The 24,176-nt window shown below is 69.4% G+C and carries 22 protein-coding genes; 16 read left to right on the top strand and 6 right to left on the bottom strand.

Annotated features, from left to right (window positions below):
• Positions 1-17: 17 nt before the first annotated feature.
• On the bottom strand, positions 18-2,660 hold the full coding sequence (locus FS845_RS12880) for an AAA family ATPase (RefSeq protein WP_144635488.1): 2,643 nt from the start codon (positions 2,658-2,660) through the stop codon (positions 18-20).
• Positions 2,657-3,877, bottom strand: coding sequence for an exonuclease SbcCD subunit D (locus FS845_RS12875; protein WP_144635485.1), 1,221 nt, complete (start codon positions 3,875-3,877; stop codon positions 2,657-2,659). Before FS845_RS12875 ends, FS845_RS12880 begins: the two co-directional genes overlap by 4 nt.
• A gap of 246 nt (positions 3,878-4,123) precedes the next feature.
• Here FS845_RS12875 and FS845_RS12870 point away from each other — a divergent pair, with 246 nt between their 5' ends.
• On the top strand, positions 4,124-5,179 hold the full coding sequence (locus tag FS845_RS12870) for a hypothetical protein (protein ID WP_144635482.1): 1,056 nt from the start codon (positions 4,124-4,126) through the stop codon (positions 5,177-5,179).
• A gap of 12 nt (positions 5,180-5,191) precedes the next feature.
• Here FS845_RS12870 and FS845_RS12865 read toward each other — a convergent pair whose 3' ends face one another.
• Entirely contained in the window at positions 5,192-6,487 is a 1,296-nt protein-coding gene (locus FS845_RS12865; RefSeq protein WP_144635479.1) for a D-amino acid dehydrogenase, read from the bottom strand.
• Positions 6,488-6,625: 138 nt separating this feature from the next.
• Here FS845_RS12865 and FS845_RS12860 point away from each other — a divergent pair, with 138 nt between their 5' ends.
• The 3 genes from FS845_RS12860 (at position 6,626) to FS845_RS12850 (ending at position 9,968) form a co-directional block, all read left to right on the top strand.
• On the top strand, positions 6,626-7,093 hold the full coding sequence (locus FS845_RS12860) for a winged helix-turn-helix transcriptional regulator (RefSeq protein ID WP_144635476.1): 468 nt from the start codon (positions 6,626-6,628) through the stop codon (positions 7,091-7,093).
• A gap of 60 nt (positions 7,094-7,153) precedes the next feature.
• Positions 7,154-8,281 (top strand): hypothetical protein, encoded by a 1,128-nt coding sequence (locus FS845_RS12855; protein WP_144635473.1) that lies wholly within the window; start codon positions 7,154-7,156, stop codon positions 8,279-8,281.
• Between the two features lie 88 nt (positions 8,282-8,369).
• Complete coding sequence (locus FS845_RS12850) at positions 8,370-9,968, top strand: glycerol-3-phosphate dehydrogenase/oxidase (RefSeq protein ID WP_144635470.1); 1,599 nt, start codon at positions 8,370-8,372, stop codon at positions 9,966-9,968.
• Between the two features lie 94 nt (positions 9,969-10,062).
• Here the strand turns inward: FS845_RS12850 and FS845_RS12845 are convergent, their stop codons facing one another.
• A complete protein-coding gene (locus tag FS845_RS12845) occupies positions 10,063-10,746 on the bottom strand; it encodes a type 1 glutamine amidotransferase domain-containing protein (RefSeq protein WP_144635467.1) in 684 nt (227 codons plus the stop codon).
• Positions 10,747-10,902: 156 nt separating this feature from the next.
• Between FS845_RS12845 and FS845_RS12840 the strand changes: the two genes are divergently transcribed.
• The 11 genes from FS845_RS12840 to FS845_RS12790 all read left to right on the top strand — a co-directional run bounded on the left by FS845_RS12840 (position 10,903) and on the right by FS845_RS12790 (position 22,148).
• On the top strand, positions 10,903-11,148 hold the full coding sequence (locus FS845_RS12840; protein WP_144635464.1) for a type II toxin-antitoxin system Phd/YefM family antitoxin: 246 nt from the start codon (positions 10,903-10,905) through the stop codon (positions 11,146-11,148).
• A complete protein-coding gene (locus FS845_RS12835; RefSeq protein ID WP_144635461.1) occupies positions 11,145-11,531 on the top strand; it encodes a type II toxin-antitoxin system VapC family toxin in 387 nt (128 codons plus the stop codon). Before FS845_RS12840 ends, FS845_RS12835 begins: the two co-directional genes overlap by 4 nt.
• A 76-nt stretch (positions 11,532-11,607) precedes the next feature.
• The gene (locus FS845_RS12830; RefSeq protein ID WP_144635457.1) at positions 11,608-12,090 is read left to right on the top strand and encodes a YbaK/prolyl-tRNA synthetase associated domain-containing protein; all 483 of its coding nucleotides are present in this window, start codon (positions 11,608-11,610) and stop codon (positions 12,088-12,090) included.
• A 15-nt stretch (positions 12,091-12,105) separates the two neighbouring features.
• On the top strand, positions 12,106-12,885 hold the full coding sequence (locus tag FS845_RS12825) for an NRDE family protein (RefSeq protein WP_144635453.1): 780 nt from the start codon (positions 12,106-12,108) through the stop codon (positions 12,883-12,885).
• 417 nt (positions 12,886-13,302) lie between these two features.
• A complete protein-coding gene (locus FS845_RS12820; RefSeq protein WP_144635450.1) occupies positions 13,303-14,244 on the top strand; it encodes an ABC transporter permease in 942 nt (313 codons plus the stop codon).
• Positions 14,244-15,083: an ABC transporter permease gene (locus tag FS845_RS12815; protein WP_144635447.1), complete on the top strand. Its 840-nt coding sequence runs from the start codon at positions 14,244-14,246 to the stop codon at positions 15,081-15,083. Before FS845_RS12820 ends, FS845_RS12815 begins: the two co-directional genes overlap by 1 nt.
• 2 nt (positions 15,084-15,085) lie before the next feature.
• Complete coding sequence (locus FS845_RS12810) at positions 15,086-16,942, top strand: dipeptide ABC transporter ATP-binding protein (RefSeq protein ID WP_144635444.1); 1,857 nt, start codon at positions 15,086-15,088, stop codon at positions 16,940-16,942.
• A gap of 36 nt (positions 16,943-16,978) precedes the next feature.
• On the top strand, positions 16,979-18,571 hold the full coding sequence (locus tag FS845_RS12805; RefSeq protein WP_144635441.1) for an ABC transporter substrate-binding protein: 1,593 nt from the start codon (positions 16,979-16,981) through the stop codon (positions 18,569-18,571).
• 20 nt (positions 18,572-18,591) lie between these two features.
• Complete coding sequence (locus FS845_RS12800) at positions 18,592-20,088, top strand: M81 family metallopeptidase (protein WP_144635438.1); 1,497 nt, start codon at positions 18,592-18,594, stop codon at positions 20,086-20,088.
• 82 nt (positions 20,089-20,170) lie between these two features.
• Positions 20,171-21,103 carry a LysR family transcriptional regulator gene (locus FS845_RS12795; protein WP_144635435.1) on the top strand — a complete coding sequence of 311 codons (933 nt, stop codon included), beginning with the start codon at positions 20,171-20,173 and terminating at the stop codon, positions 21,101-21,103.
• Positions 21,104-21,161: 58 nt separating this feature from the next.
• Positions 21,162-22,148 carry an asparaginase gene (locus tag FS845_RS12790; RefSeq protein ID WP_186332266.1) on the top strand — a complete coding sequence of 329 codons (987 nt, stop codon included), beginning with the start codon at positions 21,162-21,164 and terminating at the stop codon, positions 22,146-22,148.
• A 10-nt stretch (positions 22,149-22,158) separates the two neighbouring features.
• Here FS845_RS12790 and arfB read toward each other — a convergent pair whose 3' ends face one another.
• Positions 22,159-22,575, bottom strand: coding sequence for an alternative ribosome rescue aminoacyl-tRNA hydrolase ArfB (arfB, locus tag FS845_RS12785; RefSeq protein WP_144635822.1), 417 nt, complete (start codon positions 22,573-22,575; stop codon positions 22,159-22,161).
• A gap of 7 nt (positions 22,576-22,582) precedes the next feature.
• Positions 22,583-23,293: an HAD family hydrolase gene (locus tag FS845_RS12780; RefSeq protein ID WP_144635429.1), complete on the bottom strand. Its 711-nt coding sequence runs from the start codon at positions 23,291-23,293 to the stop codon at positions 22,583-22,585.
• Between the two features lie 241 nt (positions 23,294-23,534).
• Between FS845_RS12780 and queE the strand changes: the two genes are divergently transcribed.
• The gene (gene queE, locus FS845_RS12775) at positions 23,535-24,167 is read left to right on the top strand and encodes a 7-carboxy-7-deazaguanine synthase (protein ID WP_144635426.1); all 633 of its coding nucleotides are present in this window, start codon (positions 23,535-23,537) and stop codon (positions 24,165-24,167) included.
• Positions 24,168-24,176: the final 9 nt, after the last annotated feature.

Here is a 24,176-nt window from a genome sequence, read left to right as displayed (position 1 = left end):
CGACACGTTCGGCACCCCTAAGGTAACTGTCGCACAGGCACCCCCATGTCCTTCCAATCTTGCGGATGGCAGGTGAAAAGCAGGATCTGGTGGCGCGACGCGGCATCGAACAGTGCCCGTTTCATCAGGTCGCGGCGGACTTCGTCGGCGTGCACCAGGGCATCGTCCAGGATCAGCAGGGTCGGCCGGCCGGCTTCCCGCAGCAGGTCGGCGTAGGCCAGACGGGCCAGCACGCCCAACTGCTCGCGGGTGCCGAAACTCAGGGCCGCCAGGGTGTCCTCTTCGCCCCCTCGGCGCAGGCCCGCCGGCAGTAAGGCCTCGTCCAGACGCAGCTGGGCGCCGGGCAGCAGCAGGTTCAGGTAGTGGCCCAGGCGGCGCGCCAGCGGCTCCAGCAACCGCTGGGTGGCGGCCGCGCGGCGTTCGCCCAACAGCCGCCACAGCAGGTCCAGCGCGGCGGCTCGGCGCGCGAACTCGGCACGGCGGCGCGCCAGCCGCTCCACGTCGGCCCGCGCCTCGGCCAGGCGTTCGCCCAGGCCCTGGGCGCCGGCCTGCTCCAGTTTGCCCTGCAGTTGCAGCAGTTCGGTATGGCGGGCCTGCTGGGCCTCGCGCTCCAGGGCGGCGGAGCGCTCGTAGCGCTTGAGGTCCTGCTCCAGCAGTTCGGGCTGCTGGCGGGCCAGGGCCTCGTCGGCCTGGGCGACGCGGATGCGCAGTGTGTCGGCAGCCTCCTGGGCGTCGGCCAGGCGGGCACCGCGGGCGTCGCGCTGGGCTTGCCGGGCCGGGTCGGCGGCCTCGGCGCGCAGCGTATCCAATTGGGTTTGGAGCAGTCGCGCCTGGGCGAGCCGGGCTTCCTGCGCGGACCGGGCCGAGGCCAGCACGGCGTCGGCCTGGCGCGCGGCGGCCTCCGCCTGGCTCTGCGCCTGCGCGGCAACGGCCTCTGAAATCACCGACGTTGGCCCGTTTTCGGCGGAATTGAGAGCAACGTGCAGCGTGGCACGGCGTTCGTTCAGGCGCGCCAAGCGCAGCGCATGCTCGTCGATGGAGGCCCGCAAGGCCTCACGGCCATTCGGCGCGTGGATCTTCAATTCGCGCTTCAACGCGTCCAGGTCATGGCCGCTGCGCTCGTGGCGGCGGGCGCGTGCCTCGCCTTCTTCCAGGTTGGGGATGCCCAGGCGCGCCAGACAGGCGGCGCGTTCGGCCTGGCACGCGGCCAGTTCCGCCACCAAGGCCGGCAGGTCCTTGCCACCGGGTTCGATGCCCAGGACGCCAACGCCGGGAATGCGCAATTCGGTCGCGCCCGTCAGCAGGGCCTCGCCCTCGCCCGCCAGCGGCTGGCCGCCCAGGTCGATCCGCACGCCCGGGTCCAGGCGATGGCGCACGCGGGTGGCGACGGCCTGCTGCTGGGCGTGCAAGGTCGACAGCGCCTGGTCCAGCTTGCGCAGCTTGTCCAGTTCCGTGGCGTCGATCTCGTCGCGGACACGCTCGGCCTGCAAGGCCTGGCCCTGCCGGGCCACGCGCTCGGCTTCGGCCCAGGCGTCGTCCAGGCGCTTGCGTTCGCGCTCGTGCTGGGCGATCTGTTCGTCCAGGTCGCGCCGCGCGGCCGCGGCCTGGGCCTGGGCCAGCTGCGCGCGAGCCTGTTCCAGCTGCGCGGCGTACGTGCGCGCGGTCTCTTCATGGCGGGCCGCTGCCTCGGCCGCCTGCGCCGCCGCCGCGCGGGCCTCGGCCACCTGGGCATCCAGCGTGGCCAGGGCCTGGACATCGCGCTGGTCGCGCGCGGCCTGCTCGCGCAGCAGCGCCAGCGTGCCCGACGCCTGGTCCTGCTCGCGGCGCAGGCCGGCCAGCGTGTCGCGCTCGCGCGCGATGGCGGCCAGGCGGTCCCGGGCCTGCGCGGCGCGGGCCTCCAGGTCGACCCAGGGCGCCTCGCGCTGGGCACGGGCGTGCTCGACGCGCAGCCGGTCCAGGCGGTCGACGTCGGCGTCCAGCTGCGACTTGGCCTGCTCCAGCTCGGCGCGGCGCAGCTCGGCCTGCGCGCAAGCCTCCTCCGCTTCGCGCCAGGGGCCCTTGGGCTTGCCGCCGCGGGCGTCCAGCAGCTCGGCGCGTTCGGCCGTCACCCGCTCATACAGACGATCGCCGTCGCCGGCGGCCAGTTCGCCCGTCAGTTGCGTCAGCGCCTCGCGCAGGTGCGTCGTCGCATGCGCGGCCGGCTCCAGCAGCTCCTGCCCCTGCCCTTGCGCGATCCACAGCAGGCCCGGCACGCCGGCGTGCTCGGGCTTGCTCTGGCCGCGATTGGGAAACTCGAAGCCCAGCAGCGCGGCCAGCGCGTTCTCGGCCTCCTCGCCTTCCAGGCGCTGCGCGCCGCCGTCGATGGCCAGTTCGCAGCGCGCGCGCGACAGGAAGTATTTGCGCAGCACGTAATCGTGGCCGCCGTGGCTGAAGGCCAGCTCCACGCCCGGCCGCGCGCCCGACACGCCCCAGGGCGCGAAGTCGGTCACCGTGCTGGTCTTGTAGCGCTCCAGGAAGGCCGCCCGGATGGCGGTGGCGTAGGTGCTCTTGCCGGCCTCGTTGGGGCCGGCCACGATGTTCAGGCCGTCCTGCAGGTCCGTCAGTTCGACGGGGTCGCGAAAGCGGCGGAAGGATTCGAGCGTGATGCGGTCGAGCCTCATGCCGCCCCCGCCGCGCCGGTTTCGCGCTGCAGGCGCAGCAATTGGCGCAGGGCTTCGCGGGCGATCTCGGCCTGCGTCAGGCCGGCCTGCACTTGGCCGTCCTTGCCGATTGCGCCCTGGCCCGTCCTGGCCGGGCCCGCGCCGATGCCGCCCGGATCCTGGCCAGCCTGCGGCCCGTCATGCTGCATGGCCTGCAATTGCGCGGCCACGTCGGCGACGTAGCCGCCTGCCTGCAACGCGGCCAGGTCGGCCGCCTGCGGCTCCAGGCTCAGGCCGGTGCTGTCGCACAGCAGCGCCCGCGCACGGGCCGCGGCGCGGTCGATGGCGGACTGCAGCGCATCCCACGCGGACAGCGTGGTCTCGCCCTCGATCACCAGTCGCAGCACGGCCTCTGACTGCACGTCGTCCAGGCGCCGGGCCAGCGCTTCGGCATCCGTGTCCAGGGCCAGGCGCTCGTTCCACAAGGACCAGTGATAACGGCCGATCGGCTCCTGCCGCACCTCGGCCTGGGCGCCGGGGCCGGGGATGGAGACATCGAGGACGTAGCCCGGCGCATTGCCCCGGAAGCGGTCCTGTTCCGGCGTGCCGGCGTACCAGGTGCGCGGATCGATCGACAGGCAGCCATGCCAGTCGCCCAGGGCCAGATAGTCGAGCCGCGCACGGGCGGCGCGGTCGGCGGCGATGGGATTGGTCGAGTCGATGTCGCCGGGCAGATGGCCCTCGACGCTGCCGTGGGCCAGCCCCACGCGCAGCAGGCCGGGCGCGGTGTCGATGCCGTCGAATGGCTGGGTGACGTCGTCGTAGGTATGGCGCTGGGTCAACGGCGCCGCCAGCACGGCGATGCCGGCCTCGGGCAGCTCGATCACGCCGCAGCGTTCGGCGACGTGCACGTAGTCGGGAATGCAGTCCAGCTGGCGCGCGCGGGTCCAGACGCTTTCGGCCAGCATGGCGTCGTGGTTGCCGGCGATCATGACCCACGGGCCCGTATAGGCCTGCAGCGCGCCGAACAGGCGGCGGATGGTGCGGTCGGAGACGGCCTGGGTATCGAAGACGTCGCCCGCGACCAGCACGGCGTCGACCTTCCTCTGCGCGGCCAGCGCAGCGATGCGCGCCACCGCGTCGAAGCGCGCCTCGGCCAGGACGGCGGCGTCTTCCTGTTCGAACTGGCCGTACTGGCGGCCGATCTGCCAGTCGGCGGTATGGAGGAATCGGGTCATGGGTACGAGACGGCGTGGAGTGGCCTCATGATAGTGCAGACGTCGCGGCGTTTGACGCGGCGTGGCATCGGCGGCACGCAGCCACAGGGGATGGACGTGGGCCCTCGGCAGCCGCGCGGGCGGTTCATTCTTTCATGAAGGGCGTCGCAGTCACGACCAGCGTGCCCGCGGCACGGCCGATGCACGTGTCGAGGTCCGCAGTCGACCGGCCGTTAGAATCCCAGCGTCACATTCCGACCTACGCCAATGAGAGCCAGCAGCCAGCACGTGCGGATCGACGAAGCGCCCATGACGGACGAGGACATCACGTGGCTGCGCCAGAACACCCGACACAAGACGGTCAATGCGGTCGTCGGAACCGTGTTCTTCCTGTTCTTCCTCGCGGCAACGGCCGTGCTGGCCTGGATGCGCTTCACGGTATCGATGGGCCCGACGCCCGACACCGTGCTGACGATAAGCATCGTCCTGCTGACCCTGCTGGTGCTGTTCTTCGCCCGCCACCTGCTGCGCATGCCGCGCTCATGGCGGCGCCTGCGGCGGGCGGTGCGCGGACACATCCCCAAGCACGTCGCCAGCGGGCTGCTGACCGGCTTCGGGGCCTCGCGAGCCGGCGTGCGCTACATGTTCGGCGAAGAATGCCTGGACGCGGTGCTGCCCATCATGAACATGAACGACATCAGCGTCGAGGGCAGCACGGCGGTGCGCCCCGTCTTTCACGCCGCCCGGATCGGGACGCCGGTACGCCTGCACCTGCTGGAACTGTGGCCTGGGCGGCCCGCGATCCTGCTGCGCGCCGAGTACGAAGGCAGCGAGCCCGCTCGGCAATCCTGCGAGCCCATCAGCCAGAAGGACCGCCAGCAGGTGCGCGCGGACGAGGTCGCCATCCGCAACATCTTCCTGGGCATGGCCCTGGTCATGGCGGCCCTCGGCCTCTTCGTTTGGCCGGTGCTCATCTGCGCGGGCGTTCTCGTGGTCCTCGGCCTGGTGTTGGGCCGGCCCAGCCGCCGCCTGAAAAAGGCCGACTTCAAGTTCAGCGTCCGCGGCCAAGTCGACGAAGCCCTGACCTACCGCATGACCGCGCCGCCCAACATGACGCCGATCATCGTGCATGCCTACCGCGTGGGCGGCCTGCTCTACACCGTCGGCCATGGAGGCGATGCCGCGCAGCCGGGCGAACGGGTCGCGTTCGAATATCTGGAGGGCCGCGGGCAGGCGCGGCAGCCGTTGTTCTTCCATCGGGAAGGCAGCGCGCGGACGGCGATCGCAAGACAGACGCTGGGTGGGCCTGGAACGGGCTTGTGAAGGCGCCCGGCGTCAACCCGCCGGCACGAGGCCACGCCGCGCCGGCGCAGGGCCAGGCCCATACCGCGCCAACGCCAGATCCTCCGCACGTATCCCTGGCCGCGCGCCGGTCACCAGATCGGCCATCACCCTGCCCGACCCGCATGCCATCGTCCACCCCAGCGTGCCGTGCCCGGTATTCAGGAACAGATTCCCGTACCGCGTCGGCCCGATGATCGGCGTGCCATCCGGCGTCATCGGCCGCAACCCCGTCCAGAACTCCGCGCGCGGCAGGTCGCCGCTGCCGGGATACAGGTCCGACACCACGAATTCCAGCGTGCGCCGGCGCGCCTCGCGCAGGCTCAGGTCGTATCCGGCCACCTCGGCCATGCCGCCCACGCGGATGCGGTCGTCGAAGCGCGTGACGGCGATCTTGTAGGTCTCGTCCAGCACCGTGGACGTGGGCGCGGAGGAGGGATCGACCAATGGAATCGTCAGCGAATAGCCCTTCAGCGGATACACCGGCAGATCCAGGCCCAGCGGCCGCATCAGGTCGCGCGAGTAGCTGCCCAGCGCGACCACGTAGCGGTCCGCCCGCAGCATTTCGCCGCCCACGCGCAGCCCGGTGACGTCGCCCTGGCGCGTTTCCACGCCTTCCACGGCTTGCCCGAATCGGAAATCCACGCCCAGGCCGCGCGCGAGCTCGGCCAGACCCAGCGTGAAGCGTCGGCAATCCCCGGTTTCGTCGTTCGGCAGGCGCAGCCCGCCCGCCAGTTTGTGCCGCGACCGCGCCAGCGCGGGCTCGGCGGATTCCAGGCGATGGCTGTCCAGCAGTTCGTAGGGCACGCCGCACTCTTCCAGCACGGCGATGTCCCGCTGCGCCGCGGCCATCTGCCCCGCCGTGCGGAACAGCTGCAGCGTGCCCAGCGTGCGCTGCTCGTACTGGATGCCGGTCTCGGCGCGCAGTTCGCGCAGGCAATCCCGGCTGTATTCGGCCAGCCGCAGCATGCGCTCCTTGTTCACCGCATAACGCGAGGCCGAGCAGTTGGCCAGCATCATCGCCAGCCAGCGCCACTGGTACCAGCTGCCGTCCGCGCGGATCGCCAGCGGCGCGTGCTTCTGGAACAGCCACTTCATGGCCTTCAGGGGTATGCCCGGCGCTGCCCAGGGCGTGGAGTAACCGGGAGACACCTGGCCCGCGTTGGCGTAGCTGGTTTCGCCCGCCGGCCCCTCCTGGCGGTCGATCACGGTGACCTGGGCGCCCCGGCGCGCCAGGTAATACGCGGTCGTGGTGCCCACCACGCCGCTGCCCAGGACGATGACATGCATGGGAATTCCCCGTGTATTTCAAATAGGTGACGATTTCTCGTAGTCTATGACCCCATATCCCATGAAAATCACTAAAATATCGCGCACAGGCAGTGAATCCCGCTGCCGCCGCCCCTGTTCCGCCCATGGCGAAGTGAAATGCGCGAACTCGACCGTGTCGACCTGAAAATCCTGGACGTGCTGCAACGCGAAGGCCGTATTTCGATCACGGAACTGGCCGAGCGGATCAGCCTGTCGGCCACCCCCTGTTCCGAACGCGTGAAGCGACTGGAGCGCGAAGGGGTGATTACGGGATACCATGCTCGGGTGAACCCGGCCGCGCTCGGCAAGAACTTGCTGGTGTTCCTCGAGATCAAGCTGTCGGCCAAGTCCGGCGACGTGTTCGACAAGGTGCGCAAGGAGCTGCTGTACGTGCCCGAGGTGATGGAATGCCACCTGGTGTCCGGCGATTTCGATTATCTGGTCAAGGCCCGCCTGTCCGAGATGAACGAATACCGCCGGCTGCTGGGCGAGATCCTGAAGCGCCTGCCGGCCTCGGCCGAATCGCGCAGCTACGTCGTGATGGAAGAAATCAAGGAAACGCTGTACCTGCCCGTGGACCGCTGACGCGCACCGCGCCAGCGTCGAGACCCGGCCCGCCGCCCCTATCGCCATGATGCCCTCCCCATGAATGCCATTTTCCAAGGCGGCATCCACATCGCCGCCGCCACCGTCGCCACGGCCGATGCCGCCCATCAGCAGTTCCAGGAATATGCCCAGCAGCTGGGCGTGCAGCAGTACGTCGCCTGCGCCCGCATCGCGGCCGGCGCCACGCTGGCCCTGACGCCCACCGGCACCCTGCGCGAACGCGCGCTGCAGGACGGCGGCACCATCGGCCTGGCCGACGCGCTGGGCCTGGACACGCAGGCCAGCGAGGCCGACCTGGACCGCGAGATCCTGCTGTCCATGGTGGCGTGCCCGGTGCCCTTCGTGTTCCCGAACCACGACGAGCTGCTGTCGGCGGTGCGCATCCGCCGCCGCATCGTGCAGGGCGCGCGCCGCACGGCACTGGCCTTCGATACCGAGGCGGCCGAGCGGCCGGCGGGCTACTGGACCTACGACCCCGAGCGCGGCTTCACCGTGCTGCCCGGCAAGTCGCTGATCACCGCGCTGCAGCTGGCCACGCAGCCCGAAGAAGGCAAGCTGTACGCCTTCTCGTGCTATCGCGCCACCGAGTACGTCACCGTGCTGGGCATCGCGCAGGAGCTGCAGGCGGTCCATCCCGAGCTCTACAGCCGCCTGCAACGGCAATGGGAGACGCGCGCGGTGATGTCGGGCCGCTTCCACGAGGTGTTCCTGCGCGAGTACGGGTCGCTGGACGCTCCCTTGCCGCCGGGCTATTACGTGCCGGGCGACCGCCTGTGGTTCCGCAACCCCGACGCGCACTCGTCCAACATCGAGGGCTACGAGGGCTCGTGGGTCTTCTACCTGGGCAGCGGGCTGTTCAATAATTTCTGGAAGCGCGACCAGCCCTACACGCTGACGGCCAAGTGCGTCGAGATCTACCACTGGCGCCACGGCGCGCACCAGAACGCCGAGGGCAAGCTGGCGATGGACGAGTCCGTGGTCGAGGCGCGCGCGGCCGCCACCCTGGCCGATGCGGAGGAGACCGCGCGCGTGCTGTCGCGCATGCTGCGCATCCGCGATCCGCAGGGCGTGTACGAGGAAGGCGGCTGCATCGACGCCACGCGCGAATGCGCGCGCTGGGTGCGCCCCGGCACGTCCGACATCGTGCTGCCGGACTTCCCGGCCTGACCCCCATGAATCCCGAGCGCACCGCCCCGTGCGACGCGCGGCAACACGTTAGCCCGCGGGCCATGCCGGCCCGCATGCAGACCTATCCATGCCACTGACTCCCGCTGATACCGCCAACCGCGCCGCCCTGCTGGCCAGCCTGCCCGACACCGAATGGGACATCGTCGTCATCGGCGGCGGCGCCACCGGACTGGGCACCGCGGTGGACGCCGCGGCGCGCGGCTACCGCACGCTGCTGATCGAGGCAGCCGATTTCGCCAAGGGCACGTCCAGCCGCGCCACCAAGCTGGTGCACGGCGGCGTGCGCTACCTGGCGCAGGGCAATGTGGCGCTGGTGCGCGAGGCGCTGCACGAACGCGGCCTGCTGGCGCGCAACGCGCCGCACCTGGCCTGGGCGCTGGGCTTCGTGGTGCCGGCCTATGGCCTGTTCGACCAGCCCTTCTACGGCGTCGGCCTGAAGCTGTACGACATGCTGGCCGGCAGCATGAACCTGGCGCCCAGCCGCTGGCTGTCCCGGCGCCAGACGATGGAGCACGTATCCACGCTGTCCCCCACGATGAACGGCCGCTCGCTGCGCGGCAGCGTGATGTATTACGACGGGCAATTCGACGACGCGCGGCTGGCCCTTGCGCTGATGCGCACGCTGCAGGACCTGGGCGGCATGGCCGTGAACTACCTGCGCGTCACCGGCCTGACGCATGCCGGCGGCCGCATCGCCGGCGTCACCGTGCAGGACGCCGACGGCGACGCCGCCTTTGCCGTGCGCGCCCGGTGCGTCATCAATGCCACGGGCGTGTGGGTGGATGCGGTGCGCCGCATGGACGACGCAGGCGCCGCCGGCATCGTGGCGCCCAGCCAGGGCGTGCACCTGACGCTGCCGCACGACTTCCTGCCGGGCCGCGAAGCCATCCTGGTGCCCAAGACCGACGACGGCCGCGTGCTGTTCGTGGTGCCCTGGAACGGCCACACCATCGTCGGCACCACCGACACGCCGCGCAGCGACCTGCCGCTGGAGCCGCGCGCCGAGGCGCGCGACGTGGACTTCATCCTGCAGACCGCGGCGCGCTATCTCAGCCGCAAGCCGACGCGCAATGACGTCACCAGCGTGTGGGCGGGGCTGCGGCCGCTGGTGAAGGCGTCGGCGGACACGTCGACCAAGTCGCTGTCGCGCGAGCACACCATCGCGGTGTCGCCGTCCGGACTGGTGACGGTGACGGGCGGCAAATGGACCACCTACCGCCGCATGGCGCAGGACGTGGTGAACACGGCGGTGTCGCATCAATTGTTGACGCCCGCGCCGTGCCGCACCGAGACATTGGCGCTGCACGGCGCGCCGGCGCCCGGCGCCGCGGGCGGCGGCGCGCCCGCGCCCGGCACGCCAGATGCCTACTACGGCACGGACCTGCCCGCCGTGCGCGCCCTGCCCGGCGCGGACCGCACGCTGGTGGCGGGCAGCGGGCTCTCCGAGGCGCACGTGCGCTATGCCGCACGCCACGAGATGGCGCGCTGCACCGAGGACGTGCTGGCGCGGCGCAACCGGGCGCTGTTCCTGGATTCGATGGCCGCGCGGCAGGCCGCGCCCGAGGTGGCGCGGCTGCTGGCCGAAGAACTGGGACGGGACGCCGCGTGGCAGGCGCGCGACGTGGCGGCGTTCGAGGCGGTGGCGGCGCAGTATCGGCTGGATTAGGCCGCCAGAGCGGAGGGCCGCGGGCGGGCGACGCCGCGACGGCGGCCGGCCCAGGGCGGCATCGCGCAGGCCGGCTTGCCTGCGTCCAGCCGCGTCACGCCTGCTTCAGGCATGCCAGCAGGGCCTTGGCCGCCGCCTCCGACGACGCCGGATTCTGCCCGGTGATCAGCATGCCGTCGCCCACCACGTATGGCTGCCAATCCTCGCCGCGCTCGTAGCGCGCGCCGAGCCGCTTCAGCTCGTCCTCGACCAGGAACGGCACGACGTCGGTCAGCTGCACCGCGTCTTCCTCGCTGTTGCTGAAGCCGGCGACCTTGCGTCCGGCCACCAGCGCCTGGCCATCGGACGCCTTCACGTGGCGCAGCACGCCCGGCGCATGGCAGACCGCCGCGACCGGCTTGCCGGCCGCCAGCATGTTCTCGATCAGCGCGATGGAATGCCGGTCCTCGGCCAGGTCCCACAGCGGCCCGTGGCCGCCGGGATAGAAGACGGCGTCGTGGTCGGCCGCGCGCACCTGGTGCAGCGGCACCGTGGCGGCCAGCAGCGCCTGGGCCTGCGGATCGCCGCGAAAGCGCCGCGTGGCGTCGGTCTGGGCATCGGGCTCGTCGCTCTTCGGGTCCAGCGGCGGCTGCCCGCCGCGCGGCGAGGCCAGCGTCAGGGACGCGCCGGCGTCCGCGAAGACGTAGTACGGCGCGGCGAACTCCTCCAGCCAGAACCCGGTCTTGCGGCCGGTGTCGCCCAGCGTGTCGTGCGAGGTCAGGATCATCAGGATCTTCATGCGGGGCTCCGTATCGGGTCCGGTCGAAGGCTTGCAAGGCCACTCTACTACAGGGTCGGCGTAGCTGGCGGTGCCGTTTCGCCGAGTTCGACGCTTGATACCGTTCAGGCTTCGAAATAAACTAAGCCAGGTTAGCTAAGTTCATTGGAGATGCCCATGCGCACCGTCAATATCCACGAAGCCAAGACCCAGTTGTCCCGCCTGGTCGACCAAGCCGCCAATGGCGAGCCGTTCATCATCGCGAAGGCAGGCAAGCCCCTGGTTAGGGTCGTCCCGTTGAACACCCCGGAAAGCGCACGCCAGCAACGATTGGGCTTTCTGCAAGGCCACATTGCCGTCCCAGACGATTTCGATCGAATGGGCCGCGACGACATCGAGACGCTGTTCGGTGGCGACGCATGAGACTGCTGCTCGATACGCATCTGCTCCTTTGGGCCGCCGGCCAGCCGGACCGCCTTCCGAAGACCGCCCGAGCCATGCTGGAAGACCCCGCCCATCAGTTGTACTTCAGCGCCGCCAGCATCTGGGAAGTCGCCATCAAGAGCGGCTTGGGCCGCGCGGACTTCCAGGTGGATGCCCGTGCGTTCAGGCGCGCCCTGGCGGACAACGGCTACGAAGAGCTGCCCATCATTTCGGCGCACGCCGCGGCCGTGGCAGGCCTGCCGCCGCTGCACAAGAATCCATTCGACCGCATGCTGGTCGCCCAGGCGTCCATCGAAGGCATCACGCTGTTGACGTCCGATGCCGCGGTCGCGGCCTATCCGGGCCCGATCCAACACGTCTGATCCGTCCTGGCCAACGCGGCGGCTGGCGCGGCGGCCAGGCGTATGATGCCGTGACCCGCCATCGCTCCCGCCTCCCATGACCGTCTTCGACCTCCTGCAGCAGTTGCTGACCGACCACAACGTTCCCTTTCGCCTGCTTGAGCACACCGCCGCCGGCCGGTCGGTGGAAGTGGCCGCCATCCGCGGCACCGAGGTCAGCCAGGGGGCCAAGGCCCTGGTGTGCCGCGTCAAGATCACCTCCACGCAACGCCAGCACGTGCTGGCCGTGTTTCCCGCCGACCGCCAGGCCGACCTGGACGCCATCGCGGCGGCCGTGGGCGGCAAGAAGGCGTCGCTGGTGGACCACGACCTGGCGCGCGAGCTGACCGGCTGCGAGATCGGCGCCATCCCGCCCTTCTCGTTCAATCCGGAACTGGCCCTGATCGTGGACCCGACGCTGCGCACGCGGCACGACGAAATCGTGTTCAACGCGGGGCGGCTGGACGCGTCCATCCTGATGCCCACCGAGGACTACTTCCGCGTGGCCCAGCCGCGCCAGGCCACCATCGTGCGGCCGTAGGAAGGAAGACGCGCCATGTGCCTTGCCGTACTCGCCCTGCACCAGGTCGCCGGCCTGCCCGTGCTGATGGCCGCCAACCGCGATGAATTCCATGCCCGTCCCACGGCGCCCGCGGCGCGCTGGGACGGCGACGGCCCGGCCGTCTACGCCGGCCGCGACCTGCTGGCGGGCGGCAGCTGGATGGGCGTGAGCGAGACGGGCCGCTATGCGGTGGTCACCAATTTCCGGGATCCGGCCATGCAGGTGGCCGACGCGCCATCGCGCGGCGCGCTGGTCGAGGCCTATCTGCGCGGCTCGGACAGCCCGTCGGAATACCTGTCGGCGGTCGCGCGCGAGGGCCAGCGCTACAACGGCTTCAACCTGATCGTAGGCGACGCGCGCCAGGCCTGGTATTACGGCAACCGTGGCGCGGCGCCGCACGAACTGGCCCCCGGCATCTACGCCCTGTCCAATCACCTGCTGGACACGCCGTGGCCCAAACTGGCCCGCACCAAGGCGGCCTTCACGCAGGTGATCTGCCGGTCGCCGCAGCCCGATTTGCCAGCCCTGTACGCAGCGCTGGCCGACCGTTCGCCCGCGGCCGACGACGAACTGCCCGATACCGGCGTGGGCCTGGACCGCGAGCGCATGCTCAGCAGCCCCTTCATCGTCAGTCCGACCTACGGCACGCGGGCGTCCACGATACTTGCGCTGCATGCCGACGGCCGCGGCGAACTGCACGAGCGCGGTTTCGATCCCTCCGGCGCGGCCATGCGGGATACCGAGCTGGCTTTCGGCTGGCACGAGGCGGGCTGACGATCCTCGATCGGGCAGCCTGCGGCCAGGCACGCCGCAGCCGCGGCACGGCGTCGGCCGGTGCCCGACCATCCCATCATCGCGACCACGCGCCCACACCGCCGCGCCCGGGCCCATTTCCCCCTTGTCGACTCTAGGGGATTTCACCTAACACCCCATCCGCGCCAGTGCCGCCGCGGTGCCGTCATCGCCCCCCCTCTCATAGGGAAGTGCCCCGCGAAACGCAAGCATTCTATTTTCGGCAAGCCTAATTTGTTGAAACTCTAATTGTTGTCCTGGGTCGCGTTCTCTAGACTTTTTTACCCATCAGGGGGCAGCGCGTCCGATTTCATCCAGGAACGAAGCGCGACTGCCGAACCACAACAAGGGGAGCGTCGGTCGCGATACCGCCGCCACTCCGCCTCGTCTCGAGGGGATATGTTTTCCTACACCTGCAGGCGTCTGCTGATGACGCTTCCGGTCATGCTGTTCGTCGCCGTCTTCGTCTTCGGCCTGCTTGACCTTGCTCCCGGCGATCCGGCAGCCCTGCTGGCGGGCGAAGACGCCACGCCGGAACACATCGCCCAGATCCGCGCCAACCTCGGCCTGGACCAGTCCTTCCCGGTGCGCTTCGGCCATTGGCTCTATGCCGTGGCCCATGGCGACCTGGGCCAGTCGCTGTACACCGGCCTGCCGGTGTCGCAGATGATCGCGCAACGCATCACACCGACATTCACGCTGATGGTGATGACGCTGCTGATCTCGGTGCTCCTGGCCATCCCCATGGGCACGCTGGCCGCCTGGAAGCACAACCGCTGGCAGGACCGCAGCGTGATGATCTTCGCGGTGCTGATCTTCTCTGTGCCCTCGTTCGTGGTCGGCTACATCCTGGCCTGGGTGTTCGGCCTGCAGCTGCGCTGGTTCCCGGTGCAGGGCTACGTGCCCTTCTCGGCCGGCTTCTTCGCCTCGCTGCACACGCTGATCCTGCCCGCGCTGGCGCTGGGCAGCGTGTACGTGGCGCTGATCACCCGCATCACGCGCGCCACGATGCTGGAAACGCTGTCGCAGGACTACGTGCGCACCGCGCGCGCCAAGGGCGTCGACAACCGCACGCTGCTGTTTCGCCACGCGCTGAAGAACGCCGCCGTGCCCATCGTAACGGTGGTCGGCATCGGGGTGGCGCTGCTGATCAGCGGCACCGTGGTCACCGAGACCGTGTTCTCCATTCCGGGGCTGGGCCGCCTGGTCGTCGACGCCATCCTGCGCCGCGACTATCCCGTCATCCAGGGGACCGTGCTGCTCTTCAGCTTCCTCTACGTGATCGTCAACCTGCTGGTCGACCTGCTCTATCGCGCCTTCGATCCGAGGATCAAATACTGATGAAACGCCTGCTGACTTTCCTCAAGGGCCAGCCGACGATCCTGATCGGCATGTCGCTGCTCGTCGTGCTCATCCTGATGGCGATCTTCGCGCCATGGGCGGGCACCGTGGACCCGACCGCGCTCAATCCCGTCAAGCGTACCCAGGCGCCCAGCGGCGACTTCTGGTTCGGCACAGACCTGCTGGGCCGCGACGTGTACTCGCGCGTGGTCTACGGCGCCCGCGTGTCGCTGATCGTGGGCTTCTCGGTGGCCATCTTCTCGACCCTCCTGGGCACGGCCATCGGCCTGGCCGCCGGCTTCACCAAGTGGGTCGACGCCATCGTGATGCGCATCATGGACGGCTTCATGTCCATCCCGACCATCCTGCTGGCCATCGCGCTGATCGCCGTGACCAGCCCGTCGATGAAGAACGTGATCATTGCCATCACCATCGCCGAAGTGCCGCGCGTGGTGCGGCTGATCCGCGGCCTGGTGCTGACGCTGCGCGAGCAGCCCTACGTGGAAGCCGCCGTGGCCTCGGGCGCGGGCACGCTGCGCATCATCGCCAGGCACATCTTCCCCAACACCATCGCGGCGCTGACGGTGCAGGCCACCTACATCTGCGGCGTGGCGATCCTGGCCGAGGCCAGCCTGTCCTTCATCGGCGCGGGCGTGCCGCCCGCCACGCCGTCGTGGGGCAACATCATGGCCGAAGGCCGTGCGCTGTGGCAGATCAAGCCCTACCTGATCGCCTTCCCGGCCCTCTTCCTGTCGATCACCATCCTGGCCATCAACATGCTGGGCGACGGCCTGCGCGACGCCATCGATCCCCGCCTGACCCGCAGGAGCGGCGAATGAACATGAACACCCCATCTTTCGACGCCTCCCGGCGGGTGCTGGAAGTCCAGGGCCTGTCGGTGGATTTCGGCAGCCCGTCCAAACCCGTGCACGCCGTGCGCGACCTGAGCCTGCAGGTGCACCGCGGCGAGACCCTGGCCATCGTCGGCGAATCGGGGTCCGGCAAGTCGGTGACCTCGCTGACCACCATGCGTCTGGTCGAGTTCGGCGGCGGCCGCGTCACCGCGGGGCGCATCATGTTCCAGCGGCCCGGCGGCGCCATCGACCTGCTGCAGGTGCCCGAGCACGACATGCGCAGGATCCGCGGCAGCGAGATCGCCATGATCTTCCAGGAGCCCATGACCTCGCTGAACCCGGTGCTGACCGTGGGGCAGCAGATCACCGAGGCGATCCGCCTGCACCAGCATTGCGATGCCGCCACCGCCACGGAAAGCGCGCGCCGCATCCTGGACCAGGTGCGCATTCCGGATTCGCGCGGCATCCTGCTGCGCTATCCGCACGAGCTGTCGGGCGGCATGCGCCAGCGCGTGATGATCGCGATGGCGCTGTCCTGCAAGCCCTCGCTGCTGATCGCCGACGAGCCCACCACCGCGCTGGACGTGACCATCCAGGCCCAGATCCTGCAGCTGATCCGAGAGCTGCAGCAGGAGATGGACATGGGAGTGATCTTCATCACGCACGACATGGGCGTGGTGGCCGAAGTGGCCGACCGCGTCATGGTGATGCGCCATGGCGCCGTGGTCGAGCAGAACGACGTCCGGCAGATCTTCGAGAAGCCGACTCATCCGTATACCCGCGCGCTGCTGGCCGCCGTGCCCCGGCTGGGCGCCATGCAGGGCACGGCGCTGCCCGCGCACTTCGACCTGTTGTCCAGCGACCCTCAGGGCGAGGCCCCGGCGCCCGCGCGCCTGGCGCCGTCGCAGGGCGACGGCGAGGTCATCCTGCGCGTGAAGGACCTGGTGACCCGCTTCGACGTGCGCGGCGGCATCCTTTCGCGCGTGAAGAAGCGCGTGCATGCGGTGGAGCACCTGAGCTTCGAGCTGCGCGCCGGCGAGACGCTGTCGCTGGTGGGCGAATCCGGTTGCGGCAAGACCACCACGGGCCGCAGCCTGATGCGGCTGGCCAAGCCGCTGTCGGGCAGCGTGGAGTTCGATTCGCGCGTCATCGACGGCCGCGACCCGGCGTCGCTGGCGCACCTGCGCCGCAACATGCAGTTCATCTTCCAGGACCCGTTCGCGTCGCTGAACCCGCGCATGCGCGTGGGCGACAGCATCAAGGAGCCGATGCTGATCCATGGCATCGCGCAGGGCAAGGAAGCCGACCGCCGCGTCGGCGAGCTGCTGGAACGCGTCGGGCTGGCGGCCAACATGGCCAGCCGCTGGCCGCACGAATTCTCGGGCGGCCAGCGCCAGCGCGTCTGCATCGCCCGCGCCCTGGCGGTGAACCCGAAGGTGCTGATCGCCGACGAATCCGTGTCGGCGCTGGACGTGTCGATCCAGGCCCAGATCGTGAACCTGCTGATCGACCTGCAGCGCGAGTTCGGCATGGCCTATCTGTTCATTTCGCACGACATGGCCGTGGTCGAGCGCATCAGCCACCGCGTGGCCGTGATGTACCTGGGCCAGATCGTCGAGATCGGCCCGCGCCGGAGCATCTTCGAGAACCCGCAGCATCCGTACACGAAGAAGCTGATGCAGGCCGTTCCCATCGCCGATCCCACCTGCCGCCGCGAACGCACGCTGGAGGTCAGCGAGATTCCCAGTCCCGTGCGCCCCGTCGATTTCCAGCCCGAGCTGGCCGCGCTGGTCAACGTCGGCCCCGACCATTTCGTCGCCCGTCACCAGGTAGGCGCGCTGTAGACGCCGCCGCACACAACCATACAAGGAAGAAAACGCATGAACCGTAGAACTTTCATCCTGACGCCGCTGGTCGCGGCCGTGGCCCAATCGCTGCCGATGTCGGTATTCGCGCAGGCCAAGCCGCGCGTGTTCCGCTGGGTGCCGCAGTCCGACCTGACGCTGCTGGACCCGGTGTTCACGACCGCGTCGGTCACGCAGAACCATGCCCAGCTGGTGTACGACACGCTGTACGGCCTGGACGCGCAATACCAGCCGCATCCCCAGATGGCCGAAGGGCATACGGTCAGCGACGACCAGCTGACCTGGACCATCAAGCTGCGCGACGGCCTGAAGTTCCATGACGGCTCGACCGTGCGCGCACAGGACGTGATCGCCAGCATCAAGCGCTGGGGCAGCCGCGACCTGATGGGCGGCTCGCTGATCGCTCTGACCAAGTCGATGGACGCGGTGGACGAGCGCACCGTGCGCATCACGTTGACCGAACCCTTCCCGCTGATCCTGCACGCGCTGGGCCGCCAGGCCACCAGCATGGCGGTGATCATGCCCGAGCGCCTGGCCAGCCAGCCGTCCAACCAGGCCATCAAGGAAGTGGTGGGCAGCGGCCCGTTCCGCTTCGTGGCGGACAAATGGCTGTCGGGTTCGCGCGTGGTGTACGAGCGCTTTGCCGACTACGTGCCGCGCGCCAAGGACGAGAAGCCCAGCTTCACGGCCGGCCCCAAGGTGGCGCACGTGCCGGGCGTGCAGTGGAACGTGATCTCGGACAGCGCCACCGCCATCGCCGCATTGCAGGCGGGCGAAGTGGACGGCGTGGAGCGCGTGAACAACGACTTCATCGGGATGCTGAAGGAACTGCCCGACATCACGCTGGTGAAGTCGACGCTGCCCACCGTCAACATCCTGCGCTTCAACCATCTGTACCCGCCGTTCAACAACGTCGAGATCCGCCGCGCCGTGCTGTCGGCGATCAGCCAGACCGACTTCATGACGGCCGCCAACGGCTCGTCGTTCCCCGAGTACTGGAGCGACCGCTGCGGCGTGTTCGTGCCCGGCTCGCCGATGGACAGCAGCGCCGGCATGGACAAGCTGACCGGCAAGCGCGACCTGGAAGCGGCCAAGGCGGCCATCAAGAAGGCCGGCTACAACAACGAACCCGTCGTGCTGCTGGACCCGGTCGACTTCCCGGCCCACCATGCCTCGGCGCTGGTCGCGGCCGACCTGTTCAAGAAGCTGGGCTTCAACGTGGACGTGCAGAGCGTCGATTGGGGCACGGCCGTGCAGCGTCGCAACAGCCAGTCGGATCCGAAGGAAGGCGGCTGGCACATCTCGTTCACCGGCCTGACGGGCACCAACAACCTGGATCCCGCCGGCCACCTGGCCCTGCGCGGCAACGGCAAGAAGGCCTGGTTCGGCTGGCCCGACAGCCCGCGACTGGAGGAGCTGCGCGCCGCCTGGTTCAAGGCGCCCGACCTGGAGGCCCAGAAGAAGATCTGCGCGCAGATCCAGGAGCAGGTGTTCCTGGACGTGCCCTACATCCCGCTGGGCGCGACCTATGGCGTGTCGGCCGTCCGCAAGGAATGGAAGGACTTCCAGCCGCAGATGCCGCTGTTCTACACGCTGCGCCACGCCTGAGCCGAGCCGGAGCCACACTGATGCGTATCGCCGTACTGCAATTCACCCACGAGACCGTCACCTTCCTGCCCAACGACACCACACTGGAGGACTTCATCTATCCCGGCTCGCCGGCGGGCGGCGAGGACCTGCTGCGCACCGATCCCAAGGGCTACATGGGCGGCTTCGTCCAGGTCGGGCGCGAGTATGCGGACGTCGAACTGGTCGGCATCACCTCGCCGCTGTGGCCGCGCACGGGCACCGGCTCGGGCTGGATCACCGAAGAGGCGTTCGAGCACTTCACCGCCATCATGGTGAAGGAGCTGCAGGAGAAAGGCCCGTTCGACGGCGCCTTCCTGGCCGTGCACGGCGCCAGCGCGGTGCGCGGCGTGCCGCGCCCCGAGGCCGAACTGGCGCGCCGCGTACGCGCGGTGATCGGTCCCGATGCCTGCATCAGCGGCACGTTCGATCCGCACGGCAACGAGGACAAGGCGTTTCTGGAAAGCGCCGACATGGCGTTCAGCGTGAAGTACTTCCCGCACTACGACATGCACCTGCAGGGCCAGCGCGCCGCGCGCATGCTGGTGCGCGCCATCCGCGGCGACTTCACGCCCGTCAACGCCGTGGTCCGCGTGCCCATCATCGCCCCCACGGTGGTGATGTGGACCGGCGCGTCGCCGTGGTCGGACCTGGTGCAGCGCGCCCTGACCTGGGAGGCCCGCGAGCCGGACGTCTTCGTCAACGTGTTCTTCGGCTTCCCGTGGGCCGACGTGCCGGACGCCGGCATGACGATCCAGGTGCTGACCAACGGCAAGCCCGAGCTGGCAGAGACCATCGCGCGCGACATGGCCGAATGGGCCTGGCGCAAGCGCGAGGCCCTGCTGAACACCACGCGCATCCACGGCATGAAGGACGGCGTGCGGATGGCGGCCGACGCCGTCGCCGACGGGCAATCGCCCGTGGTGCTGGCCGACTACAGTGACCGCTCGGGCGCCGCCACCTGGCTGCTGTCCGAGATCCTGGCGCAGCAGGGCCGCCGCACGGTGGTAGCCACGGTCTCGTCGGCGCGCACCTTGGAGGCGCTGGAGCAGGCCGGCACCCAGCCCGGCGACGCCTTCGACATGGAAGTGGGCGGCCTTGTGGACGAATCGGCCGGCCCGGCGGTGCGCGTGCAGGGCACCGTCCTGAAGGTGGCCGAGTCCGCCCACGGCCGCAGCAAGGGCCACCGCTGGTACCTGATCGGCTTCGGCGACGGCAACGTGCTGATCCTCAGCCCCTATCTGGTGCAGGTGCAGGACCCCGCCGAACTGTGGGCGCTGGGTCTGAAACCCGAGGACTTCGATATCGTCGCCATCAAGTCGCGGGTGCACTTCCGCCGCGGCTTCGACGACAGCGGCTACGCGCCCACCATCCTGCTTGTGGAACCGCCCGAGCCCTTCATGGGCACGGTGCGCCTGGACGCGCTGAAGTACGAACACCTGACGCTGACGGACTACTACCCCTACGGCGAGCCGGTGTTCGACTGCAAGCTGCTCTGACGGCGGCCGCGCCAGGCCTGCCGGGCCGCCCGTATACTGAGGGGCGGCCGGCCGGCCAGGCGCCCATGACTCTCTGCCAGCAATGCTGAACACGGCTTTCAGATACTTTCTCGAGGTGGTCAACGCGGGTTCGTTGACGGCCGCGGGCCTGCGCCTGCACGTGGCGCCGTCGGCCGTCAGCCGCATGATCCGCAAGCTGGAGGAAGAGTACGGCGTCGAGCTGTTCGAGCGCCACGGGCGTGGCATGGTGCTGACCGAGGCCGGCGAGATACTGGCCACCAGCGCCCGGCGCAGCCAGCTCGAGGCCGAGCATGCGCGGATGGACATCTTCGACCTGCGCAAGATCGGCAAGCGCCTGATCCGCATCTCGGCCAACCAGGCCTTCGGCATGGAACTGCTGCCGAACCTGATCGCGCATTACCAGAAGGCCGAGCCGGACGTCACCTTCAACCTGACGCTGCTGCGCGCCAGCGAGATCCATCGCCGCATCCAGGACGGCGAGGACGACATCGGCCTGTACTACAGTCTGCGGCCCGCCGTGGGCGTGAACCTGCGGTATTCGCGGCGCATGCGCGTACTGGCGCTGGTGCATCCGGACCATCCGCTGGCGTCCCGCGCGTCGATCTCGCTGAAGGACATCGCGCCCTATCCCGTGGGCCAGATGAGCCTGGGCACCACCGTGCGCACCATCGTCGACCTGTGCTGCATGCAGGAGAACGTGGCGCTGTCGTCCGTGTTCATCAGCAACAACGTGACGTCCCTGCAGAACTTCTGCCTGGAGCGGGACGATGCGGTGGTGTTCTTCGGCGAGCTGACCGCCACGTCCATCGTCAAGCAGTGCAAACTCGTGGCCCTGCAGATCAACGATCCGCAACTGCATCAGCGGCACTTGCAGATCATCACCATGGAAGGCCGCGAGCTGCCCAACAGCGCCAGGCGCTTCCTGGAGCTGACCGTGCAGCACATCGAGCAGTCGGCGCCGCAGCCGCTGCCGTATACCGGGGATGCGGCGTAGGTCCGCGCGGGCCATGGCGCCGGCGTCCGTTGCGCCTCATTGGAAGGAAGCGAACATCATGACGCATCGTGAAGGCGCCGGCCGCCGCGCCCGCGTGAGCCTTTACGCCGTGGGCGGCACCATCGCCGGCAGCGCCGCCAGCCGCACCAACACCACCGACTACCAGGTCGGGATCGCCGCCGCGGACCTGCTGGCCGCCGTGCCCGAGATCGCGCAGATCGCCGAAGTCAGCCACGAGCAGATCGCCAACGTGCCCAGTTCGGACGTGGGCGCGGACCTGCTGCTGAAGCTGTCCAAGGCCGTCACGGAGCGCCTGCGGGACCCCGGCGTGGACGGCGTGGTGGTCACGCACGGCACGGACACGCTGCCCGAGTCGGCGTTCTTCCTGGACGTCACGGTGGCCAGCCCCAAGCCGGTGGTGTTCGTGGGCGCCATGCGGCCCGCATCGGCCGTCAGCGCGGACGGCCCGTCCAACCTGCTGAAGGCCATCGCGTTGGCGGGCGCGCGCGAGGCCAGGGGCCGCGGCACGCTGATTGCCCTGAACGACCGCATCGGCTCGGCGTTCTACACCAACAAGACGCACAGCACGGCGGTGGAGACCTTCCGCGCCGACGAGCAGGGCTCCGTGGGCGTGTTCATCAACCTGCGGCCGCGCTTTTGGTATGAGCCCGCCAAGCCCGTGGACAAGCCGTTCTTCGACGTATCGGGCATCGATACGCTGCCCAAGGTGGCGATCCTGTACGCCTACCAGGACCAGGACGACCTGCTGATCGACGCGGCCATCCAGAACGGCGCGCAAGGCATCGTGATCGCCGCGTCGGGACATGGCTCCGTCAGCACGCCGACCAAGCTGCGCATACGCGAACTGGAGGCGCAGGGCTTTCCCGTGGTGCGGGCGACGCGCACGGGCAACGGGGTCGTGGCGGAAAAGCCGGAGGGCATCGGCGCGGGCGTGTACAGCGTGACGAAGGCGCGCTGGCTGCTGGCCTTGGCGCTGGCCAGCGGGGCTCCGCTGGAGCGGATACGGGAGTATTTCCGGGCGTGATGAGGCGCCGCTACCCGTCCGACACCCTGCCCCGCAGCCGCTTCACCTGCCCGCGCTGCGTCTTGCCCTCGATGCGCCGGCGCTTGGATGCCAGGGTCGGCCGGGTCGCGCGGCGCAGGGTCACGGGGCGGGCCCCCTCGCGCACCATCTCCAGCAGGCGCTCGACGGCCTCGGCGCGGTTCAGCTCCTGGCTGCGGTGCGACTGGGCCTTGATGACGATCACGCCGTCCTTGGTGATGCGGTAGTCGCCCAGCGCCAGCAAGGCCTCCTTCACGCGGTCCGGCAGCGCCGACGCGCGCACGTCGAACCGCAGGTGGATGGCGCTGGAGACCTTGTTGACGTTCTGTCCGCCTGCCCCCTGCGCGCGGATCATGGTGAACACGATCTCGCGTTCGTCCAGGTACAGGGTGCCCGAGACGTGCAGCATCATGGCGCTAACCCTTCCGGCCCAGCGCGCCGCACAGGGTCAGCAGGCAGGACACCGTCATGTGGTCGGCGTATTCCAGCCTGGGCGCCAGGCCCTGCGCCTGCCGCACCAGCCAGGCGGCCTGCAGCCCCGCGTTGCGCGCGCCGACCACGTCCAGCTCGAAGTTGTCGCCCACGTGCAGCATCTGCGCGGGCTTCACCGACACCATGTCGGCCGCGGCGTGGAAGATGGCGGCCTCGGGCTTGGCCACGCCGGCCTCGGCCGCCGAGATCGCCCCCGTGAAGAACTGGTGGCCGCCGGTCAGGTCCAGCCGGGCATTGCCGTTGGACACCGCCACCAGCGGAAAGCGCGCGCTGAGCCATTCCAGCGCCGGGAAGGCATCCTCGAAGAACTCGACCTGCTGCCGCGCGGCGTAGAACGCGTCATAGGCGGGCTGGACGAGCGCGATGTCTTCCTGAGCGGCTTCCAGGGCTGCCTGGATGGACCCCAACCGCAAGGCCCGGTAGTTGCCGGCCAGCGCCGGATTGGCCGCCTCGTAGTCGTTGCGCAGTTGCGCCAGCGCCTCGGGGGTGGCCACGATGGCCGCCGTGCGCGGCGCGTTCTCGAGCAGCCAGCCGTGCAGCCGGACCTCGGCGCGCGCCACGATGGGATCGAAAGGCCACAGGGTGTCATCCAGGTCGAGCGAGATCGCCGACACGTTCTTCAAGCGTTCATTCATTCCATCCGACCTTGCGCCGGCCGAGGCAGGCCTCGCCGGCGTCCGTCCTGCCCGGCGATGCGGCGCCGGACCGGGAAATTCCAGGGTGCCTGCAAAAGGCAATCGTGGAAGTCTACCCGCGTGCGCGGCCGGCACAAATGCGGGCCCGATGAGACGGCGCCAGCCCCGCCGCCAAACCCCGGTTAAAATGGCGGATTCCCGGCTTTCCTTCCCCGCCCCGGCCGCCGGCCGGCGGTGCTCCATGACCTACGCCGTCAAAGAACTGTTCAAGACCCTGCAAGGCGAAGGCGCCCATGCAGGCCGTGCCGCCGTGTTCTGCCGCTTCGCCGGCTGCAACCTCTGGAGCGGCCGCGAAAGCGACCGTGCCAGCGCCGCCTGCACCTTCTGCGATACCGACTTCATCGGTACCGACGGCGAAGGCGGCGGCAAGTTTGCCCAAGCGGACCTGCTGGCCGACGCCATCGCTGCCGCCTGGGGCGCGGGCGCCGACGACCGCTACGTCGTCTTCACCGGCGGCGAGCCGCTGCTGCAGCTCGACGCCGTCCTGCTGGCGGCGGTGCATGCGCGCGGCTTCACCGTGGCCATCGAGACCAACGGCACGCTGCAGCCGCCCGAGGGCATCGACTGGATCTGCGTCAGCCCCAAGGGCAGATCGCCCGTGGTGATCGAGCGCGGCAACGAGCTCAAGCTGGTCTATCCGCAGGCCGACGCCCAGCCCGAGGCGTTCGCGCACCTGGATTTCCAGCATTTCTTCCTGCAGCCCATGGACGGTCCGGCGCGCGCTGCCCATACCGAACGCGCAGTGCAGTACTGCATGCAGCATCCGCAATGGCGGCTGAGCCTGCAAACCCATAAATACATAGGCATTCCATGATGTACCCCT

It is taken from the genome of Bordetella genomosp. 13 (assembly GCF_007679965.1).
GTDB lineage: Bacteria > Pseudomonadota > Gammaproteobacteria > Burkholderiales > Burkholderiaceae_B > Bordetella.
The sequence above is the reverse complement of the archived record's forward strand: the minus strand, read 5'-3'. Positions and strand labels throughout refer to the sequence as shown.

Bases quoted from the DNA above. Each gene is read 5' to 3' on its own strand.
- FS845_RS12845 (WP_144635467.1), bottom strand. From the start codon at position 10,746: ATGAAGATCCTGATGATCCTGACCTCGCACGACACGCTGGGCGACACC.
- FS845_RS12880 (WP_144635488.1), bottom strand. From the start codon at position 2,660: ATGAGGCTCGACCGCATCACGCTCGAATCCTTCCGCCGCTTTCGCGAC.
- FS845_RS12795 (WP_144635435.1), top strand. From the start codon at position 20,171: ATGCTGAACACGGCTTTCAGATACTTTCTCGAGGTGGTCAACGCGGGT.
- FS845_RS12835 (WP_144635461.1), top strand. From the start codon at position 11,145: ATGAGACTGCTGCTCGATACGCATCTGCTCCTTTGGGCCGCCGGCCAG.
- FS845_RS12820 (WP_144635450.1), top strand. From the start codon at position 13,303: ATGTTTTCCTACACCTGCAGGCGTCTGCTGATGACGCTTCCGGTCATG.
- FS845_RS12870 (WP_144635482.1), top strand. From the start codon at position 4,124: ATGAGAGCCAGCAGCCAGCACGTGCGGATCGACGAAGCGCCCATGACG.
- FS845_RS12850 (WP_144635470.1), top strand. From the start codon at position 8,370: ATGCCACTGACTCCCGCTGATACCGCCAACCGCGCCGCCCTGCTGGCC.
- FS845_RS12860 (WP_144635476.1), top strand. From the start codon at position 6,626: ATGCGCGAACTCGACCGTGTCGACCTGAAAATCCTGGACGTGCTGCAA.
- queE (WP_144635426.1), top strand. From the start codon at position 23,535: ATGACCTACGCCGTCAAAGAACTGTTCAAGACCCTGCAAGGCGAAGGC.
- FS845_RS12780 (WP_144635429.1), bottom strand. From the start codon at position 23,293: ATGAATGAACGCTTGAAGAACGTGTCGGCGATCTCGCTCGACCTGGAT.
- FS845_RS12810 (WP_144635444.1), top strand. From the start codon at position 15,086: ATGAACACCCCATCTTTCGACGCCTCCCGGCGGGTGCTGGAAGTCCAG.
- arfB (WP_144635822.1), bottom strand. From the start codon at position 22,575: ATGCTGCACGTCTCGGGCACCCTGTACCTGGACGAACGCGAGATCGTG.
- FS845_RS12830 (WP_144635457.1), top strand. From the start codon at position 11,608: ATGACCGTCTTCGACCTCCTGCAGCAGTTGCTGACCGACCACAACGTT.
- FS845_RS12855 (WP_144635473.1), top strand. From the start codon at position 7,154: ATGAATGCCATTTTCCAAGGCGGCATCCACATCGCCGCCGCCACCGTC.
- FS845_RS12825 (WP_144635453.1), top strand. From the start codon at position 12,106: ATGTGCCTTGCCGTACTCGCCCTGCACCAGGTCGCCGGCCTGCCCGTG.
- FS845_RS12790 (WP_186332266.1), top strand. From the start codon at position 21,162: ATGACGCATCGTGAAGGCGCCGGCCGCCGCGCCCGCGTGAGCCTTTAC.
- FS845_RS12840 (WP_144635464.1), top strand. From the start codon at position 10,903: ATGCGCACCGTCAATATCCACGAAGCCAAGACCCAGTTGTCCCGCCTG.
- FS845_RS12875 (WP_144635485.1), bottom strand. From the start codon at position 3,877: ATGACCCGATTCCTCCATACCGCCGACTGGCAGATCGGCCGCCAGTAC.
- FS845_RS12815 (WP_144635447.1), top strand. From the start codon at position 14,244: ATGAAACGCCTGCTGACTTTCCTCAAGGGCCAGCCGACGATCCTGATC.
- FS845_RS12800 (WP_144635438.1), top strand. From the start codon at position 18,592: ATGCGTATCGCCGTACTGCAATTCACCCACGAGACCGTCACCTTCCTG.
- FS845_RS12805 (WP_144635441.1), top strand. From the start codon at position 16,979: ATGAACCGTAGAACTTTCATCCTGACGCCGCTGGTCGCGGCCGTGGCC.
- FS845_RS12865 (WP_144635479.1), bottom strand. From the start codon at position 6,487: ATGCATGTCATCGTCCTGGGCAGCGGCGTGGTGGGCACCACGACCGCG.